The sequence below is a fragment of the Pantoea sp. GL120224-02 genome (assembly GCF_900215395.1).
Lineage (GTDB): Bacteria > Pseudomonadota > Gammaproteobacteria > Enterobacterales > Enterobacteriaceae > Pantoea > Pantoea communis.
Map to the genome: position 1 here is coordinate 238,575 of NZ_OBEC01000006.1, position 17,497 is coordinate 256,071.

The following is a 17,497-nucleotide window of genomic DNA, read 5'->3' on the forward strand; positions in this document are numbered from 1 at the left end:
CGGTGCCGCGGTTTTTTAAAACGTCTTAAGCAATTCTGCGCGCACTTGCCAGCAACGCACCGACGGCCATAAACAGCCCACCAAAGGTGCGGTTCATCAGCTTCATCTGCTTAGGCCCTTTAATCCACCCCGCAATACGGGTTGCCAGCGTGGCGTAACCAATCATCACGATAATATCGACCACGATGGTGGTGACACCGAGCACCAGATACTGCATCAACTGCGGCTGGTGTGGCTGAATAAACTGCGGGAACAGTGCGGCGAGAAACACGATGCTTTTCGGGTTGGTGAGATTCACCAGAATGGCGCGTTTGAACAGGCGACGACGCGGCATCGCTTTTGCCACGGCATCCAAATCAATACCGCCTGCGGAACGCCACTGCTGAATGCCCAGCCACACCAAATAGGCGGCGCCTGCCCACTTCAGCACTTCAAACGCCATGATCGATTGTGAAAATAGCGCACCCAAACCGGCACCCACCAGCACAATGTGAATCGCCAGCCCAAGCTGTAAGCCAGTGATGGAAGCCGCCGCGCCGCGATAGCCATGGCTAATGCCGGTGCTCATGGTGTTGATGGCACCAGAACCGGGTGAAAGACTGAGGATAGTTGTGGTCAACAGGTAGGTTAACCACCATTCAATGGTCATGCGTGACATTCCCTGAAGTGAACGAAGTGTGACACAATACGCCAGAATATCGCGGTGCGCTATGGCGTACAGACGCGCGATGAGGCTTTTTTTCAGGGGGACGGATGCAGCATCACAAACAGCGTTGGCTCGGGCGAGAGAAAGGCTTTTCCGCCTTTGCTACCGGTCCGCTGCTCGACTTCTGGCGTCGTCGTGAAGAGTGCGAATTCACCGGCGTCGGTAACCTGAAGATTCGCTATGTTCGTTTCACCTCACCGCAACATCGCCGTGTCATCCTGATTGTTCCCGGCCGCATCGAAAGCTATATCAAATACCCGGAACTGGCTTACGATCTGTTCCACTGCGGCTATGACGTGGTGATCATTGACCATCGCGGGCAGGGCCGCTCCGATCGCTTGCTGGCGGATTCGCATCGCGGCCATGTGGTTGAGTTCAGCCACTATGTTGACGACTTAGAAACGCTGTATCTAAAAGAGATGGTCAGCAACCATTATCAGCAACGCTACGTGCTGGCGCATTCGATGGGCGGTGCGATTTTAGCGCTGTTTCTGGCGCGTCAACCGCAGGCTTTTCATGCGGCGGTATTCTCGGCACCGATGTTTGGCATTGTGCTGCCGTTGCCTGACTGGATGGCGCACCCGATTTTGGACTGGGCGGAAAAACTGCCGGCGATTCGCGAACGCTATGCGCTTGGCACCGGCCGCTGGCGCGCCAGCCCGTTTGGCATTAATCGCCTGACGCACAGTCGGGAGCGCTATCGGCGCAACCTGCGTTTTTACGCGGACGATCCAGGACTGCGCGTCGGTGGCCCGACCTATCATTGGGTGCGCGAAGGCGTCTATGCCGGACGCAGTATCATCAGCCAGGCAGCGAAAATCACCACGCCTTCCCTGGTATTGCAGGCCAGTGAAGACGATGTGGTGGATAACCGCTCGCAAGATATTTTTTGTACAGCGATGGCCGACGCAGGACATCCCTGCGAAGGCACCGTGCCGTATGTGATTCAAGGCGCGCGTCACGAGATTTTGTTTGAAACAGACGCTATGCGCGCTGAAGCGCTCAACCTGGTGGTCGATTTTTTCGAGCGCCACGTTTAACTCATTTTCCGACATCAATACCAGAGGTTTACATGTACCACATCGTCGCATCCGACCTGGATGGCACGCTGCTCTCACCGGAACACCGCCTGACGCCTTTTGCCCGTACCACGCTGCAGGAACTGGTGGCGCAAGATGTCCACTTCGTTTTCGCCACCGGCCGCCACTATATCGACGTAGGCCAGATGCGCGATAACCTTGGCATTCCGGCGTACATGATTACTTCCAACGGGGCTCGCGTGCACAACGCAGACGGTGAACTGGTGTTTAGCCATAACCTCGACGCCGATATCGCCAGCGAGCTTTACGGTCTGCAGTACCACGATGAGCATATCCTGACGCACGTGTATCGTGACGATGAGTGGTACATGAGCCGTCATCGCCCGGAGGAGCAGGACTACTTCCGTGAGTCGGTGTTTAACTATCAGGTTTATCAGCCGGGCATGCTTGAAACCGACGGCATCAGCAAGGTTTTCTTTACTTGCGACGATCCCGAACGTCTGGTGCCGCTGGAGCTGGCGATCGAAGCGCGCTGGGGCGATCGCGTTAACGTCAGCTTCTCACTGCCGACCTGTCTGGAAGTGATGGCGGGTGGCGTATCGAAAGGTCACGCGCTGGAGGCGGTATCAAAGCAGCTTGGCTTCTCATTGAAAGAGTGCATCGCTTTTGGTGATGGCATGAATGACGTGGAAATGCTGAGCATGGCGGGTAAAGGCTGCATTATGCGCAATGCGCAGCAGCGGTTGAAAGATACCTTGCCGACGCTGGAAGTGATTGGCAGCAACGCTGAAGATGCGGTGCCGCATACGTTGCGCAAGTTGTTCCTTGCTTAAAAAAATGGGCCGGTGATACCGGCCCACTTTTGTTATGCCATCTGTTTCTTATGTTTATGCTCGCTGACCATGGTGAGCAGCAACAAAATCACCGCCAACACCGATCCCGCAATCATCACCATGAAACCGCCATCCCAGCCGAAGTAATCCACGGTGTAACCGACAATCGCACTGGCTGCCACCGATCCTCCGAGATAACCAAACAAACCGGTAAAGCCTGCTGCCGTGCCAGCCGCTTTCTTCGGCGCTAACTCCAGCGCATGCAGACCAATTAACATTACCGGACCGTAGATCAGGAAGCCGATGACGATCATGCACAGCATATCGATACCTGGATTGCCTGGCGGGTTAAGCCAGTACACCACGGTGGCGATGGTTACCAGCGTCATAAAGAACACGCCGGTGGCGCCACGATTGCCTCTGAACACCTTGTCCGACATCCAGCCGCACAGCAAGGTGCCGGGAATGCCCGCATATTCATAGAAGAAGTAAGCCCACGAAGATTTATCCAGCGTGAAATGCTTCACCTCTTTCAGGTAGGTCGGTGACCAGTCGAGAATGCCGTAGCGCAGCAGGTAAACGAACACGTTGGCCAGCGCGATATACCACAGCAGCTTATTAGGCAGGATGTACTGCATAAAAATCTGCTTCGCCGTCAACTCCTCCTCATGATCCTCGCTGTAGTCTGGCGGATAATCATTCTTGTACGCCTCAATCGGCGGCAAACCACAAGACTGCGGCGTATCGCGCATCAGGGCAAAGGCAATAATCGCGATGAGGATGGCACCAAACGCCGGCATGTAGAGCGCGGCTTTCCAGTCGTTAAACCATGCCATACCCAGCAGAAACAGTAAGGGCGGAATACCACCACCCACGTTATGGGCGCAGTTCCATACTGAGACAATCCCGCCGCGTTCCTTCTGCGACCACCAGTGCACCATAGTGCGACCGCACGGTGGCCAGCCCATGCCCTGGAACCAACCGCACAGGAACAGCAGCACAAACATCACCATGATGCTGGAGGTGGCCCAGGGTACAAAGCCCATAAACAGCATCACCGCAGCGGCCAGAATCAGTCCGGCAGGTAAAAAGACACGCGGGTTTGAACGGTCAGAGACGGAACCCATGATGAACTTGGAAAAACCGTAGGCGATGGAGATTCCGGACAGCGCAAAGCCAAGATCGCCACGCGAAAAGCCCTGCTCAACCAAATAGGGCATCGCCAGCGCAAAGTTTTTACGGACCAGGTAATAGGCGGCATAGCCAAAGAAAATGCCGATGAAGATTTGCCAGCGTAGCCGACGATAGAGCGGATCGACACGATCGTCAGCGACTTGCGGCTGATGCGGTGCCGGTTTGAAGATACTTAACATGAAGGTGGCCCTCCAGGGCGCAATATTTTTATAAATTCCCAGCAGGTTGGGTCAAAAGCCCTCTGGCGTAACAACAAAACCAAAGTTCCATTTCGCGCAAAGGATAGTGATGGTTGCGCCACGTTACTGTGATGTGTGACACAATTGTTACAGTTTGATGACATTAAAGAGCGATATAAACCAGGAAATGTTGGTATTCGCGCATGAGGCGTCGGGGCTTTTGGGTTTGTAAGGGGAATCCGTTGCCGTGTCGAATCAGATTCACTGCATCTGCAACCAGCGACCTGATTTCAGCAATGGACCTTATCTTAATGAGTGACGGGGATACGGCGATTTGTTTGATTTTAATTTGACCACTCGTCAACCAGATATTTCAGCCCGTCCACGACAGTTTGTTTACACTAGCGCCACTGTTCATTTTGGGATCAATACCGTGCTGTTACTGATCGTTACCACCATTTTGTGGGCTTTTTCCTTTAGTTTGATAGGGGAATACCTTGCGGGCCAGGTTGACTCCTGGTTCTCTGTACTGATGCGCCTTGGGTTAGCTGCGCTCGTTTTTTTGCCCTTCCTGCGCTGGAAGGGCTATCGCGCCTCAACCATCCTGCTGTATATGCTGGTGGGGATGCTGCAACTTGGCGTCATGTATCTGCTGAGTTTTGAGGCTTATACCTACCTCAGCGTGACAGAATTCCTGTTGTTTACCGTGATGACGCCGCTCTATGTCACGCTGATTTACGATTTGCTCAGCAGACGTCGGCTGCGAATCGGCTATGCCTTCAGCGCGCTGTTGGCGGTAGCCGGTGCGGCCATCATTCGCTATGACAAAGTCAGCGATCATTTCTGGTTCGGTTTGCTGCTGGTTCAGGCGGCTAACATCTGCTTCGCCATTGGTATGGTTGGTTACAAGCGCTTGCAGGAAACCCGCCCAATGCCGCAACACACGGCCTTCTCGTGGTTCTATCTTGGCGCGGTGATCATCGCCATCATTGCGTGGAGCCTGTGGGGTAACCCGAACAAACTGCCAACCACCTCACTGCAGTGGGGCATTCTGGTCTGGCTGGGCGTGGCGGCTTCCGGGCTGGGCTACTTTATGTGGAACTACGGTGCGACGCAGGTCGATGCCGGTACGCTGGGCATTATGAACAACATGCACGTGCCAGCGGGCTTGCTGGTCAATCTGGCGATCTGGCAAGAGAAACCGCACTGGCCGAGCTTTATTGCCGGGGCGATTGTCATTTTCGCTTCGCTATACGTGCATAAGCGCTGGGTAGTGGGACATGGGTCCAAAAGCGATGCCTGAGTGAGACGATCCTTGATATGGTTTCGTTGAACTTGCAGAAGCGCTATGTGCTGGGAAAAAGCAGCACCTAAGCCAAAGGGAAGATACAGGCCGCTACGAAGAGCGAAGCGTCTGAGCCATGGATGGCGAGGCCGATCCACAGGGATGTGAGATTCCTTCGTGATCGGAGCGGCCTGTATCTGACCTAACTCCGATCAAAAAGCGATTACACCTTCTTGGCTGGCGCCGCAGGACGATTCATCATCGTCAATCCCTTCAAAAAGTTACGCAGAATCTGGTCACCGCACTCGCGGTAGTTTTTATGATCCGGATTGCGGAAAATCGCACCGACTTCCGCCTGGGAAATCTTAAAGTTTGCCTTCTCCAGCACCACCGGAATATCCGTGGTCTTCAGCGCAAACGCGATACGCAGCTTCTTGATGAAAATATTATTATTCATACGGCGTTCAACTGAAGGTGCGGGCGCATCTTCACTCTTACCGCGACGGAAGAAAATCAAACCGTTGAGGAAATAGCCCATCAGCACGTCCGGCAACTTACGGAACGCCGCATCCTCATCCTTCTTCATCCACGCCTGCACATCCTCCAGCGGCACTTCACTGCCCGCTAAGGCAAAAATCTCCACCACTTTGCTATCGCTCAAATCAAGCATATAGCGCACGCTGCGCAGAACATCGTTACTCGTCATGGTGAAACTCTCTTTGTCGCGGATTGAGGCGGCGCATTATAGAGCAGGCTGGGCAGGGATAACAGCACGGGCGACACCAGCCACCCGTGAGAACATCAAGAAATCGACTGCAGTGAACCCGGGCGGGCGGCATCGCGCACAAACGGCAGATGGTCACAGGCGTGTTGACGGGCGAAGCGCACAAAGGCTTCTAACACCGGCTGACGCTGCTCACCATCGCGCACAGCGGCATATAAACGGCTCCACAAACCCTCACCCAATGTCTTGGTCACCACCAAACCCTGCTTTTCAAAACTCTCCACCACCCAATGCGGAAGGGCCGCAATACCCATCTGTGCTGACACCATCTGAATCAGCAACAGCGTATTATCCACACTCTTCAGCGCCGGGCTGATGCCTGCAGGCTGCAGGAAATGACGCCAGATATCGAGACGCTGACGCTGCACCGGATAGATCATCAGTACCTCATCGGCCAAATCTTCCGGTGAGATATGTTCCAGCTTCGCCAGCGGATGGTCCGGGGCCAGCACCAGACGTACCTCAAAATCAAACATCGGCGTATAGAACAAACCGCTGCGCGGCAGGATATCGGAGGTCAACACCACATCCAGTTCGCCCTGTTGCAGGGCGGGCTGGGGATCAAAAGTCACGCCCGATTTAAAATCGACCACCACTTGCGGCCAGCTCTGGCGGAAATTATTGAGGGCTGGCGTCAGCCACTGAATGCAGCTGTGGCACTCAATGGCAATGCGTAACGTGGTCTGATGCGGCTCGTGGCATGCCTGCAACGCTTGCTGAATCTGCGGCAAAATCTGCTCGGCCAACTGCAGCATGATTTCCCCCTGCGGCGTAAACCGCAACGGCTGGCTCTTGCGCACAAACAGGCGAAAGCCCAGCCGCTGTTCCAGATCGCTGAACTGATGCGATAACGCCGATTGTGTCTGATGAAGCTGAGCGGCGGCAGCGGCCAACGAGCCGGTATTTTGCAACGCCTGCAGCGTTCTCAGATGTTTGAGTTCGATCATGAGAGTCCTTCACATCGAGATTGAACAAATTGCGCTTGAGGAACATACAGTACCCGCAGATTATGGCGGTGTAAACATCTGGACGGCTAAACATCTCAAGCAAGCGCCACCGCCACATGACTTTCGTCCAGTTCAGGCGTTCAGCGGACGGCAATGTCACTCGCTGGATGAACGTAAACGGGCTCGACCCGTTAAGCATATCTGGAGATCACTAAATGACCATTCTGAACCATACGCTCGGTTTCCCTCGTGTCGGTCTGCGTCGTGAACTGAAAAAAGCACAGGAAAGCTACTGGGCAGGTAACAGCTCACAGGAAACGCTGCTGGCCGTGGGGCGCGAGCTGCGCGCTCGTCACTGGCAACAGCAGAAAGACGCGGGGGTGGATCTGCTGCCCGTGGGTGATTTCGCCTGGTATGATCATGTGCTGACCACCAGCCTGATGCTGGGCAATGTGCCGGCGCGCCATCAGAACCAGGATGGATCGGTCGATCTCGATACGCTGTTCCGTCTGGGACGTGGCCGCGCCCCCAGCGGCAATCCTGCCGCCGCCGCTGAAATGACCAAATGGTTCAACACCAACTATCACTATATGGTGCCGGAATTCACTCAGGGCCAGCAGTTCTCACTAAGCTGGACACAGCTCCTTGAAGAAGTGGACGAAGCATTGGCGCTGGGTCACCCGATCAAACCGGTGCTGCTGGGACCGGTCACTTACCTGTGGTTGGGCAAAGTCAAAGGTGAGCCGTTTGACCGCCTGTCGTTGCTGAAAGCGATACTGCCGGTCTATCAGCAAGTGCTGGCTGAACTGCATCAGCGCGGTATTGAATGGGTGCAGATCGATGAACCCGCGCTGGTGCTGGAGCTGCCACAGGAATGGCGTGATGCGTTCAAGCCTGCCTACGATGCGCTGCAAGGTCATGTAAAACTGCTACTGACGACCTACTTTGACAGCATCGGTCAAAATCTCGACGTGATTAAGACGCTACCGGTTCAAGGTTTACACGTTGACCTGGTGCATGGCAAAGATGACATCCAGCATATCCACCAACAGCTCCCCGCCGACTGGCTGCTCTCAGTCGGGGTGATCAACGGCCGCAATGTCTGGCGTGCCGAGCTCAGCTGCTGGTTCGATCGCCTGCAACCGCTGGTCGGGCAGCGTGAAAATCTGTGGATTGGTTCCTCCTGCTCGCTGCTGCACAGCCCGATCGATCTCAGTGTCGAAACCCGGCTCGATGCGGAAGTGAAAAGCTGGTTTGCCTTTGCTTTACAGAAGTGTGCTGAGCTGAGGTTGTTGAGCCAGGCGCTCAATAATAATGATGCGGCCTCGCTGACGGAGTGGAGCGCGCCGATTCGTGCCCGTTCTCATTCTTCGCGCGTGCACAATGCCGCAGTGGGCGCACGTCTGGCGAATATTCAGGCCAAAGACGTTGAGCGCGTCAGCCACTATGACGAACGCGCCAAAGCGCAGCGCCATCGCTTTAATCTGCCTGCCTGGCCGACCACCACGATTGGATCCTTCCCGCAAACCACCGAAATTCGCGGCCTGCGACTCGACTTCAAAAAAGGCAATATCGATGGAGGCCACTATCGCACCGGCATCGCGGAGCACATCAAGCAGGCGATTGCCGAACAGGAACGGCTCGGGCTGGATGTGCTGGTGCACGGCGAAGCAGAGCGTAATGACATGGTGGAATACTTCGGCGAAAACCTCGATGGCTTCGTGTTTACGCAAAATGGCTGGGTGCAAAGCTATGGCTCTCGCTGTGTGAAGCCGCCGGTGATCATCGGTGATGTCAGTCGTCCGCAGCCGATTACCGTTGAGTGGGCGAAGTACGCGCAATCGCTGACTGAAAAGCCAGTGAAAGGCATGCTCACCGGCCCGGTCACGATTTTGTGCTGGTCGTTCCCGCGTGAAGATGTGACGCGGGAAACCCTTGCTAAACAGATTGCACTGGCGCTGCGTGATGAAGTGGAAGACCTGGAAAAAGCCGGGATCGGGATCATCCAGATTGATGAACCCGCGCTGCGCGAAGGCTTACCCTTGCACCAGTCGGAGTGGGCGGCGTACCTGTCCTGGGCAGTGGATGCCTTTCGCCTCAACGCGGCTGTGGCGCAGGATGAAACGCAGATCCACACGCACATGTGTTATTGCGAGTTCAATGACATCATGGAATCGATAGCGGCACTGGACGCGGACGTGATTACCATCGAAACCTCACGCTCGGATATGGAATTGCTGGATGCGTTTAAGGCGTTCGAATACCCGAACGAAATTGGGCCAGGTGTGTATGACATTCATTCCCCGAACGTACCCAGCGTCGAATGGATTGAAGATCTGCTGCACAAAGCGGCGCAAAGCATTCCGCCCGCACGTTTGTGGGTCAACCCGGACTGCGGTCTGAAAACCCGTGGCTGGAGTGAAACCCGGCAGGCGCTGGCGAACATGGTGACCGCCGCGAAAAAGCTGCGCGCAGAATCGGCTTAATCGTGAGAAACAGGGGCGCCTTGCAGCGCCCCTTGTTATTACGCGTTGGGTGCAACGCCATACTGTTTAAACCAGGCCAGCATTCGTGCCCAGCCATCAGCGGCTGAGTCAGCATGGTAGCTTGGGCGATAATCGGCATTAAACGCGTGTCCCGCTTCCGGATACACCACGATTTCCGCTTTGGCATTGGCGGCATGCAGTGCCTGACGCATCTTATCAATGGTCTCTAACGGGATGCTCTCATCCTGACCGCCGTACAATCCGAGCACCGGTGCGTTAAGATCGACGGCTACATCGATAGGATGTTTTTGTTGTTTGAGGGTTTTCTCACCCTCTAACCGACCATACCAGGCCGCTGCCGCCCGCACCTGCGGATTGTGCGCGGCGAACAGCCAACTGATGCGTCCGCCCCAGCAGAAGCCCGTGATGGCCATGCGACGAATATCGCCATCGTGGCGTGCGGCCCAGTTGGCAACGTGATCGAGATCGGACAGCACCTGAGAATCGGGCACCTTGCTGACCAGTTCTTTGAACAGTGTCGGGATATCACTGTAGTCACCGGGATCGCCTTCACGGAAGTAGAGTTCAGGTGCGACCGCCAGATAGCCTTCCAGCGCCAGACGACGGCAGATATCTTTAATATGTTCATGAACGCCAAAAATCTCCTGCACCACCAGAATCACCGGTAGTTTGCCTTCATAGGATTTGGGGCGAGCATAATAAGCCGGAAGGTTTTCTCCCTGGCTGGGAACAGAAGTTTCACCGGTGTGAATAGCGTCACTGACGGTGGTAATGGTGCTGCTGGCGATGGGCTGAACGGCAGGGGCAAAGCCACCGGCTACTGATTCTTGTGCCATATTGTCTTCGGTTTTCATGGTTCTCTCCGTGCTAGCAAATGCGCAATCACGTAACTATAGCCTGCTTCAGGAGCAAGGCTGACGTAGGGTTCAGAGGGATGTGTATTTATGTTCTTCTTCTCTATTAACACTGCCACCCGAACTTACACAGCACCGCTTGTAGCAATTCAGAATTGCCGAGCTGCAATGTGTGATGTGAATCACATAATATTTTTCTGATAATGTAAGTTTCATTGTCGATGGTGAAATAAATCACATATTTATATGGCGCTCTGGCGTAGAGTGACACGCATATCCCTTATCTATCAGGAGTCTGTTATGGCCCAGTCTGACGTTTTCCACCTTGGTATCACTAAAGCCGATCTGAAAGGAGCCACACTGGCTATCGTTCCCGGCGATCCGGAGCGTGTGAAAAAAATCGCTGCGCTGATGGATAATCCGCAGCATCTGGCTTCGCACCGTGAATTCACCACTTACCTGGCGGAAGTGGATGGCAAGCCGGTGGTGGTCTGTTCTACCGGGATCGGCGGTCCATCGACCTCTATTGCCGTTGAAGAACTGGCGCAGCTCGGCGTGCGCACTTTCCTGCGTGTGGGCACGACCGGGGCGATCCAGCCGAATATCAATGTAGGCGACGTGCTGGTGACTACTGCTTCGGTGCGTCTTGACGGTGCCAGCCTGCACTTTGCGCCGATGGAGTTCCCGGCAGTGGCCGATTTCACCTGCACCACCGCGCTGGTGGCCGCAGCAGAAGCCTGCGGTGCCAAAACGCACATTGGTATCACCGCTTCATCTGACACCTTCTATCCGGGGCAGGAACGTTACGACACGTTCTCAGGACGTGTGGTGAATCGCTTCCAGGGCTCAATGCAAGAGTGGCAGCAAATGGGGGTTCTTAACTATGAGATGGAATCCGCTACACTGTTAACCATGTGCGCCAGTCAGGGGCTGCGAGCGGGCATGGTGGCGGGTGTTATCGTTAACCGTACGCAAAAAGAGATCCCGGATGCAGCGACCATGAAACAGACCGAAAGCGATGCGGTAAAAATTGTTGTAGAAGCCGCGCGTCGCTTAATTTAGTGCGCAAGGCAGCAGGTATTACGGATAAGGAATTCCCTGCTGCCATCACATTGCGCACGTTTTTCAGCTGATACTGAGAAAACAACTATGCGCAAAACGGTTTCTGCTCCGCGTCCTGCCTTTAATCATCCTTCCACGGCTGCTCAGTCTCGCATTGAGAGCGTGGCAGCGCGTTTCCGCCAGGCGATGGCGGCCTCTGATTTCCCCGTGGCACGTCAGTGCTGTGAAGAGGTTTTGCGCGTCATGCCGCAAAACATGCAGGTACTGAGTGACTATGCGCTGACGCTAATGCGCGTGGGGGAGTACAAAAAATCCTACAAAACTTATCAAAAGATCTATCAGGCATCGGCAGCGCAGCGTGCGCAGGCCTCCGACACCTGGCTCGATGGCTTAACCGAAGTGTGTGGCTGGCTGGAAAAGCACGATGAAGTGGCACGTTACGGCCGTGAGTCGCTGGAGAAGTCTGACGCGATCTTTCGTCAGGGCCACACAGTGGCGTATCCCGCAGAAGCACCGCCGTCTTTCAATCCCACCAATCCAACTGAAAATATCATCTCTTTCAGTCTGTATGGTGGCCAACCACGCTACTGTGAAACGCTGATCAAAAATATCGACGTTGCGCGCGAGTTCTATCCCGGTTGGATGTGTCGCATCTATCTTGACGACAGCGTGCCGCAACACGTCTGGCAGCGTCTGAAGCAGTCAAATGTCCAGTTAGTGGATATGTCACATGAGAAGACCATACTCCCGACGCTGTGGCGCTTTCTGGTGATGGATGATCCATGCGTAAAGCGTTATATCGTGCGAGATGCGGACTCCCTGCTGTCGGAGCGTGAAGTGGCGGCGGTAGAAGCCTGGCTGCAATCGCCCTGCTGGTTCCATCACATGCGTGACTACTTTACGCATACCGAACTGCTGCTGGCAGGCATGTGGGGCGGCTGTCATGGCGTATTCCACAACGTTGAACAGCAGATACGCGACTTTATCGCCCAGTACAGCGGCAGTGAACGCTTCACCGATCAATACTTCCTCAAAGTGGCGTTGTGGCCGACGGTGCGCGAAAGCCTGCTGAATCATGACGGCATCTTCCGATTCCATCATGCCCAGGCGTGGCCCGCACATCCGCCAATTCGCTGGCAAACCGAGCGTTTTCACGTCGGCAGCAACGCAGGGTATTCCAGCATGGCGGGCAAGGTGGAGAATGTTGATAACGGCTGGCAGCAGGTTGAACTCACTCACAACGGACAAAGCTGGTGCTATCCCGCCAAAGTGAAAGGCAGTGAATGGCTGTTGCCGATGCCGTTTTTCCTGATTGATGCGTGGAAGGCGGGTGATTTGACGGTGAAAGCGCTGTAAATCATCTGCCAGCTACACAACAGTCTGGACATTCATACAGTAGCGACTTACCTTTTCCCTCAGCGAAACGATCCGCGGGGGGATTATGGATCAGCAACTTATCATTAACGGCGCACTGGCGCTGGCCGGACTGGGTCTCGGCTGGATTTTGGCCCAGTTGCGGGCCGGGCACCAGCACGCCAGCTTCACTACCGAACGCCGCCTGCTGGAAGAGGCGCAACAGCGTCAGCAGCAGCAGCTCGAACGGTTACAACAACAAATTCAGCAGCGCGAGCAAGAACTGCGGCAGCTTCATGGCACGCTCAGCGGTGCACAGGAACGGCTGCAACAGCTCGATTACTGGCGTGGCGAGAGCGAACAACTTAGCCGGGAATTGCGTAATCAGCTGGAAGTGAACAGTGCGCAAGAAGCTGAACTGCGTGAAGTCACCATCCGTTTAGAAGAGACGCGTTTTGGCGCAGAAGAGAAGCAGCGCCTGCTCACTAACAGCGAACAGCGTCTCAGCGCACAGTTTGAAAATCTGGCCAACCGCATCTTTGAAAACAGCGGACGTCGGGTGGATGAGCAGAATCGGCAAAGCCTTAACGGGCTGATTGGTCCGCTGCGTGAACAGCTGGATGGTTTCCGTCGCCAGGTGACGGATAGCTTTGGCCAGGAAGCCCGCGAACGCCACACGCTGGCCCATGAAATTCGTCAGCTGCAGCAGCTGAACGCGCAAATGGCGCAGGAAGCGGTCAACCTCACCAAAGCGCTAAAAGGCGACAATAAAATCCAGGGCAATTGGGGCGAAGTGGTGCTGGCGCGGGTGCTGGAAGCCTCCGGTCTGCGCGAAGGTTATGAATATCAGACGCAGGTCAGCGTGCAGCTGGAGCAGCAGGGCAGGATGCAACCGGATGTGATCGTGCGGTTACCGCAGGGCAAGGATGTGGTGATTGACGCCAAAATGACGCTGGTGGCTTACGAACGCTATTTCAACGCGGAAGATGAAGCCACGCGCGAGCAGGCGATCCAGGAGCACGTTAACGCCATGCGCGGCCATATTCGGCTGCTGGGGCGAAAAGATTATCAACAATTGCCCGGTTTACGCTCTCTGGATTATGTGTTGATGTTTATTCCGGTCGAGCCCGCGTTCTTGTTGGCGATTGATCGGCAGCCAGAGCTGATCAGCGAAGCGCTGCAGCAGAACATCATGCTGGTAAGCCCTACGACATTATTGGTGGCGTTGCGCACCATCAACAACCTCTGGCGTTATGAGCATCAGAGTCGCAATGCGCAACGCATCGCCGACCGAGCTACGCGGTTGTACGATAAAATGCGGCTGTTTGTGGATGATATGAGCGGTATCGGTCACAGCCTCGATAAAGCGCAGCAGAGTTATCATCAGGCGATGAAAAAGCTGTCAGAAGGGCGCGGCAATTTGATTGCGCAAAGCGAATCCTTCCGCGCGTTAGGCGTAGAGATTAAACGGCCGATCAATCCCCAATTGGTCGAACAAGCGCAGCCGGAAGAAGCGGGCGAAGATTGGGCGGACGATCCCGAGCCCAATGAAAATGTGGCAGATTCTTCCACCGCTTCACTGCGCCGCATCAACGAATAGCACGGTGGTCGCGTGCTCGCGTAGCGCGACTCTGATACACTTCGGCAAGAATTGTTTGTGGAACAGGTAAACCCGATGGCAGATGAATCACAGCAGGAAACTACTCATTTTGGCTTTCAGACCGTCGCGAAAAGCGAAAAGGCCGATAAAGTCGCGGACGTGTTTCATTCCGTAGCGGCAAAATATGACCTGATGAACGATTTGATGTCGTTTGGCATCCATCGTGTCTGGAAGCGTTTTACCATCGACAGCAGCGGCGTGCGTCGTGGTCAGCGTGTGCTGGATCTGGCCGGCGGCACCGGTGATTTGACTGCAAAATTCTCTCGCCTGGTGGGCGAGACGGGTCAGGTTGTTTTGGCGGATATCAACAGCTCGATGCTGAAGATGGGCCGCGAGAAGCTGCGCAATATGGGCGTGTCAGGCAACGTCAGCTATGTGCAGGCCAACGCCGAAGCGCTGCCGTTCCCGGATAACTATTTCGATTGCATCACCATCTCTTTCGGTTTGCGTAACGTCACCGAAAAAGAGAAGGCGCTGGCCTCGATGTTCCGGGTGCTGAAACCAGGCGGACGCTTGCTGGTGCTGGAGTTTTCCAAACCGCTGCTGGAACCGCTGAGCAAAGCCTACGATACCTATTCCTTCCACATCCTGCCGCGTATTGGGCAGCTGGTGGCGCAGGATGCCGATAGCTATCGCTATCTGGCAGAATCGATTCGTATGCATCCCGATCAGGAAACCCTGAAGGCGATGATGAACGATGTGGGTTTTGAAAATACCACTTACTTCAACATGACCGGCGGTATTGTGGCGTTGCATCGCGGCTTTAAGTTCTGATTGATCATGACTTTTACCCCGCTAATCACGGGCGGCCTTGAAACCGCCCTCAATCGTGTTCTGTATCGTGATCGTAGCCTGAAAGCCGCGCGTCAACGTCTGGCAGGTAAAGTGCTGATGCTGCGCCTGCAGGAGCTGGATTTCCCGCTGGTGCTGGTGTTTAGCGAATCGCAGCTGGATGTGCTGAGTGACTGGCAGGACAGCAGCGACTGTAGCGTGAGCCTGCGCCTCAGCACCTTGCCGAAACTGCGCGATCGCCAGCAGCTGACCAGTTTGATCCGTAGCGGTGAGCTGGACGTGGAAGGCGATCTGCAAGTGGTTCAGCAATTCTCTGCGCTAATGGATCTCGCTGAGCTCGATCCAGCCGAGTATCTGGCGCCGTGGATCGGCGACATTGCCGCGCAGGGTGTCAGTCAGGCTGCTCAGCAGGCGCTGAAATTTGTGCAGCGACAGGTGACACGTCGGCAGGATTATCTCGGTCAGGTGCTGACGGAAGAGTGGCGGGTTGCGCCCGGTGCACTGGAGCTGGCGTGGTTCTGTGAAGAGGTTGAAGCGATGGAACGTTCGCTTAATGCGCTCGAAGCGCGTTTAGCACAGCTGGAGGCGAAATGACGCTGGGAGAAATTCGGCGCTTATACTTCATCATCAAGGTCTTTCTGACTTACGGGCTTGATGAACTGATCCCTCACATGCGCATCACGTTGCCGCTTCGTATCTGGCGACGTTGTATTTTCTGGATCCCCAACAAGCACAAGAATGAATCGACGGGCGTGCGCATTCGTCTGGCAATGGAGCAACTTGGGCCGGTATGGATCAAATTTGGCCAGATGCTTTCGACGCGCCGTGATCTCTTCCCGCCGGCCATCGCCGATGAACTGGCGGTGTTGCAGGATCGCGTGGCGCCTTTTGATGGGCTGAAAGCCCAGCAGCAGATTGAACAATCCATTGGCGGTCCTGTCGACACCTGGTTTGACGATTTTGATATTAAGCCGCTGGCTTCTGCTTCGATTGCGCAGGTTCACACTGCTACGCTTAAGTCTAACGGCCGTGACGTCGTGATCAAAGTGATTCGCCCGGACATCCTGCCGGTGATCAAAGCGGATATGAAGCTGATTTACCGCATGGCGCATTGGGTTCCTCGTCTGTTGCCGGATGGTCGTCGTCTGCGCCCGGTTGAAGTGGTGCGCGATTACGAAAAGACCCTGATTGATGAACTCAATCTGCTGCGTGAATCGGCGAACGCCATTCAGCTGCGTCGTAACTTTGAGCAGAGCCCGATGCTGTATGTCCCGGAAGTGTTCTCGGATTACTGCAGCGAATCGATGATGGTGATGGAACGTATTTACGGCATTCCCATTTCTGATGTGGCGACGCTGGAGAAGCATGGTGTCAACATGAAGCTGCTGGCAGAACGCGGCGTGCAGGTGTTCTTCACCCAGGTGTTCCGCGATAGCTTCTTCCATGCTGACATGCACCCCGGCAACATCTTCGTTAGCTATGACCATCCAGAAGATCCGCAGTACATCGCGATTGACTGCGGCATTGTCGGCTCGTTGAATAAAGAAGATAAGCGCTATCTGGCGGAAAACTTCATCGCCTTCTTTAACCGTGATTACCGTAAAGTGGCAGAACTGCATGTGGATTCAGGCTGGGTACCGCCGGATACCAATGTGGAAGATTTTGAGTTCGCCATTCGTACCGTCTGTGAGCCGATTTTCGAGAAGCCGCTGGCTGAGATCTCTTTTGGCCACGTGCTGCTGAACCTGTTTAACACCGCGCGTCGCTTCAATATGGAAGTGCAGCCGCAACTGGTGCTGTTACAGAAAACGCTGCTCTACATTGAGGGCATTGGCCGTCAGCTTTATCCGCAGCTCGATCTGTGGAAAACCGCGAAGCCGTTCCTCGAAGACTGGATCAAAGATCAGATCGGCATTCCTGCGATTCTGCGCGCAGTGAAAGAGAAGGCGCCATTCTGGGCTGAAAAACTGCCGGAGTTGCCTGAACTGTTCTACGACAGCATGCGTCAGCATAAATTATTGCAGCACAGCGTCGATAAACTGGTCAGCGATATGAATGCGCAACGTACGCGCCATCACAAGGCACGTTATCTGTTTGGCGTAGGGGCTACACTGTTATTAAGTGGCACCGCGGTGCTGTTAAGTCGACCCGACTGGGATTTCTTCCCCGCCTTATTAATGGCCGCTGGCATCGTCACCTGGCTGATAGGCTGGCGCAAGACAAACTGATTGTTTGCCTGGTGCAAATCGCGTAATGTCGCAGGCTAAAGCCCGAATTCATACGGGCTTTCTGTGCGTTTCA

General features: G+C 54.8%; 15 protein-coding genes. 10 read left to right on the plus strand and 5 right to left on the minus strand.

Annotation, left to right across the window (positions count from 1 at the left end):
• Positions 1-25 precede the first annotated feature (25 nt).
• The gene (gene rhtB, locus CRO33_RS14020) at positions 26-649 is read right to left on the minus strand and encodes a homoserine/homoserine lactone efflux protein (protein WP_034827889.1); all 624 of its coding nucleotides are present in this window, start codon (positions 647-649) and stop codon (positions 26-28) included.
• A 104-nt stretch (positions 650-753) separates the two neighbouring features.
• On the opposite strand from rhtB, the gene pldB reads away from it, so the two are divergent.
• Together pldB and yigL are read left to right on the plus strand one after the other, a co-directional pair.
• Positions 754-1,746 (plus strand): lysophospholipase L2, encoded by a 993-nt coding sequence (pldB, locus tag CRO33_RS14025; protein ID WP_034827892.1) that lies wholly within the window; start codon positions 754-756, stop codon positions 1,744-1,746.
• 32 nt (positions 1,747-1,778) lie between these two features.
• On the plus strand, positions 1,779-2,579 hold the full coding sequence (yigL, locus tag CRO33_RS14030) for a sugar/pyridoxal phosphate phosphatase YigL (RefSeq protein WP_034827894.1): 801 nt from the start codon (positions 1,779-1,781) through the stop codon (positions 2,577-2,579).
• Positions 2,580-2,611: 32 nt separating this feature from the next.
• Here the strand turns inward: yigL and glpT are convergent, their stop codons facing one another.
• Positions 2,612-3,952 (minus strand): glycerol-3-phosphate transporter, encoded by a 1,341-nt coding sequence (gene glpT / locus CRO33_RS14035; RefSeq protein ID WP_097118522.1) that lies wholly within the window; start codon positions 3,950-3,952, stop codon positions 2,612-2,614.
• Positions 3,953-4,385: 433 nt separating this feature from the next.
• On the opposite strand from glpT, the gene CRO33_RS14040 reads away from it, so the two are divergent.
• Entirely contained in the window at positions 4,386-5,255 is an 870-nt protein-coding gene (locus CRO33_RS14040) for a carboxylate/amino acid/amine transporter (protein WP_097118548.1), read from the plus strand.
• A gap of 205 nt (positions 5,256-5,460) precedes the next feature.
• Here the strand turns inward: CRO33_RS14040 and CRO33_RS14045 are convergent, their stop codons facing one another.
• Together CRO33_RS14045 and metR are read right to left on the minus strand one after the other, a co-directional pair.
• Positions 5,461-5,943, minus strand: coding sequence for a DUF1456 family protein (locus CRO33_RS14045; protein ID WP_034827905.1), 483 nt, complete (start codon positions 5,941-5,943; stop codon positions 5,461-5,463).
• A 95-nt stretch (positions 5,944-6,038) separates the two neighbouring features.
• Positions 6,039-6,968: an HTH-type transcriptional regulator MetR gene (gene metR / locus CRO33_RS14050; protein ID WP_034827906.1), complete on the minus strand. Its 930-nt coding sequence runs from the start codon at positions 6,966-6,968 to the stop codon at positions 6,039-6,041.
• 215 nt (positions 6,969-7,183) lie between these two features.
• On the opposite strand from metR, the gene metE reads away from it, so the two are divergent.
• Positions 7,184-9,454, plus strand: a complete 2,271-nt coding sequence (gene metE, locus CRO33_RS14055) for a 5-methyltetrahydropteroyltriglutamate--homocysteine S-methyltransferase (RefSeq protein ID WP_097118523.1) — start codon at positions 7,184-7,186, stop codon at positions 9,452-9,454.
• A gap of 38 nt (positions 9,455-9,492) precedes the next feature.
• Here metE and CRO33_RS14060 read toward each other — a convergent pair whose 3' ends face one another.
• On the minus strand, positions 9,493-10,329 hold the full coding sequence (locus tag CRO33_RS14060) for a dienelactone hydrolase family protein (protein WP_097118524.1): 837 nt from the start codon (positions 10,327-10,329) through the stop codon (positions 9,493-9,495).
• Positions 10,330-10,629: 300 nt separating this feature from the next.
• On the opposite strand from CRO33_RS14060, the gene udp reads away from it, so the two are divergent.
• From udp to ubiB, 6 genes are all read left to right on the plus strand, one after another.
• On the plus strand, positions 10,630-11,391 hold the full coding sequence (gene udp / locus CRO33_RS14065; RefSeq protein WP_038643781.1) for a uridine phosphorylase: 762 nt from the start codon (positions 10,630-10,632) through the stop codon (positions 11,389-11,391).
• A gap of 87 nt (positions 11,392-11,478) precedes the next feature.
• The gene (locus tag CRO33_RS14070; protein WP_097118525.1) at positions 11,479-12,747 is read left to right on the plus strand and encodes a tetratricopeptide repeat protein; all 1,269 of its coding nucleotides are present in this window, start codon (positions 11,479-11,481) and stop codon (positions 12,745-12,747) included.
• A gap of 85 nt (positions 12,748-12,832) precedes the next feature.
• Positions 12,833-14,344 carry a DNA recombination protein RmuC gene (gene rmuC, locus CRO33_RS14075; protein ID WP_097118526.1) on the plus strand — a complete coding sequence of 504 codons (1,512 nt, stop codon included), beginning with the start codon at positions 12,833-12,835 and terminating at the stop codon, positions 14,342-14,344.
• Positions 14,345-14,419: 75 nt separating this feature from the next.
• The gene (ubiE, locus tag CRO33_RS14080) at positions 14,420-15,178 is read left to right on the plus strand and encodes a bifunctional demethylmenaquinone methyltransferase/2-methoxy-6-polyprenyl-1,4-benzoquinol methylase UbiE (protein WP_097118527.1); all 759 of its coding nucleotides are present in this window, start codon (positions 14,420-14,422) and stop codon (positions 15,176-15,178) included.
• Positions 15,179-15,184: 6 nt separating this feature from the next.
• The gene (gene ubiJ / locus CRO33_RS14085; protein ID WP_097118528.1) at positions 15,185-15,790 is read left to right on the plus strand and encodes a ubiquinone biosynthesis protein UbiJ; all 606 of its coding nucleotides are present in this window, start codon (positions 15,185-15,187) and stop codon (positions 15,788-15,790) included.
• The gene (ubiB, locus tag CRO33_RS14090; protein WP_097118529.1) at positions 15,787-17,424 is read left to right on the plus strand and encodes a ubiquinone biosynthesis regulatory protein kinase UbiB; all 1,638 of its coding nucleotides are present in this window, start codon (positions 15,787-15,789) and stop codon (positions 17,422-17,424) included. Before ubiJ ends, ubiB begins: the two co-directional genes overlap by 4 nt.
• Positions 17,425-17,497 lie beyond the last annotated feature (73 nt).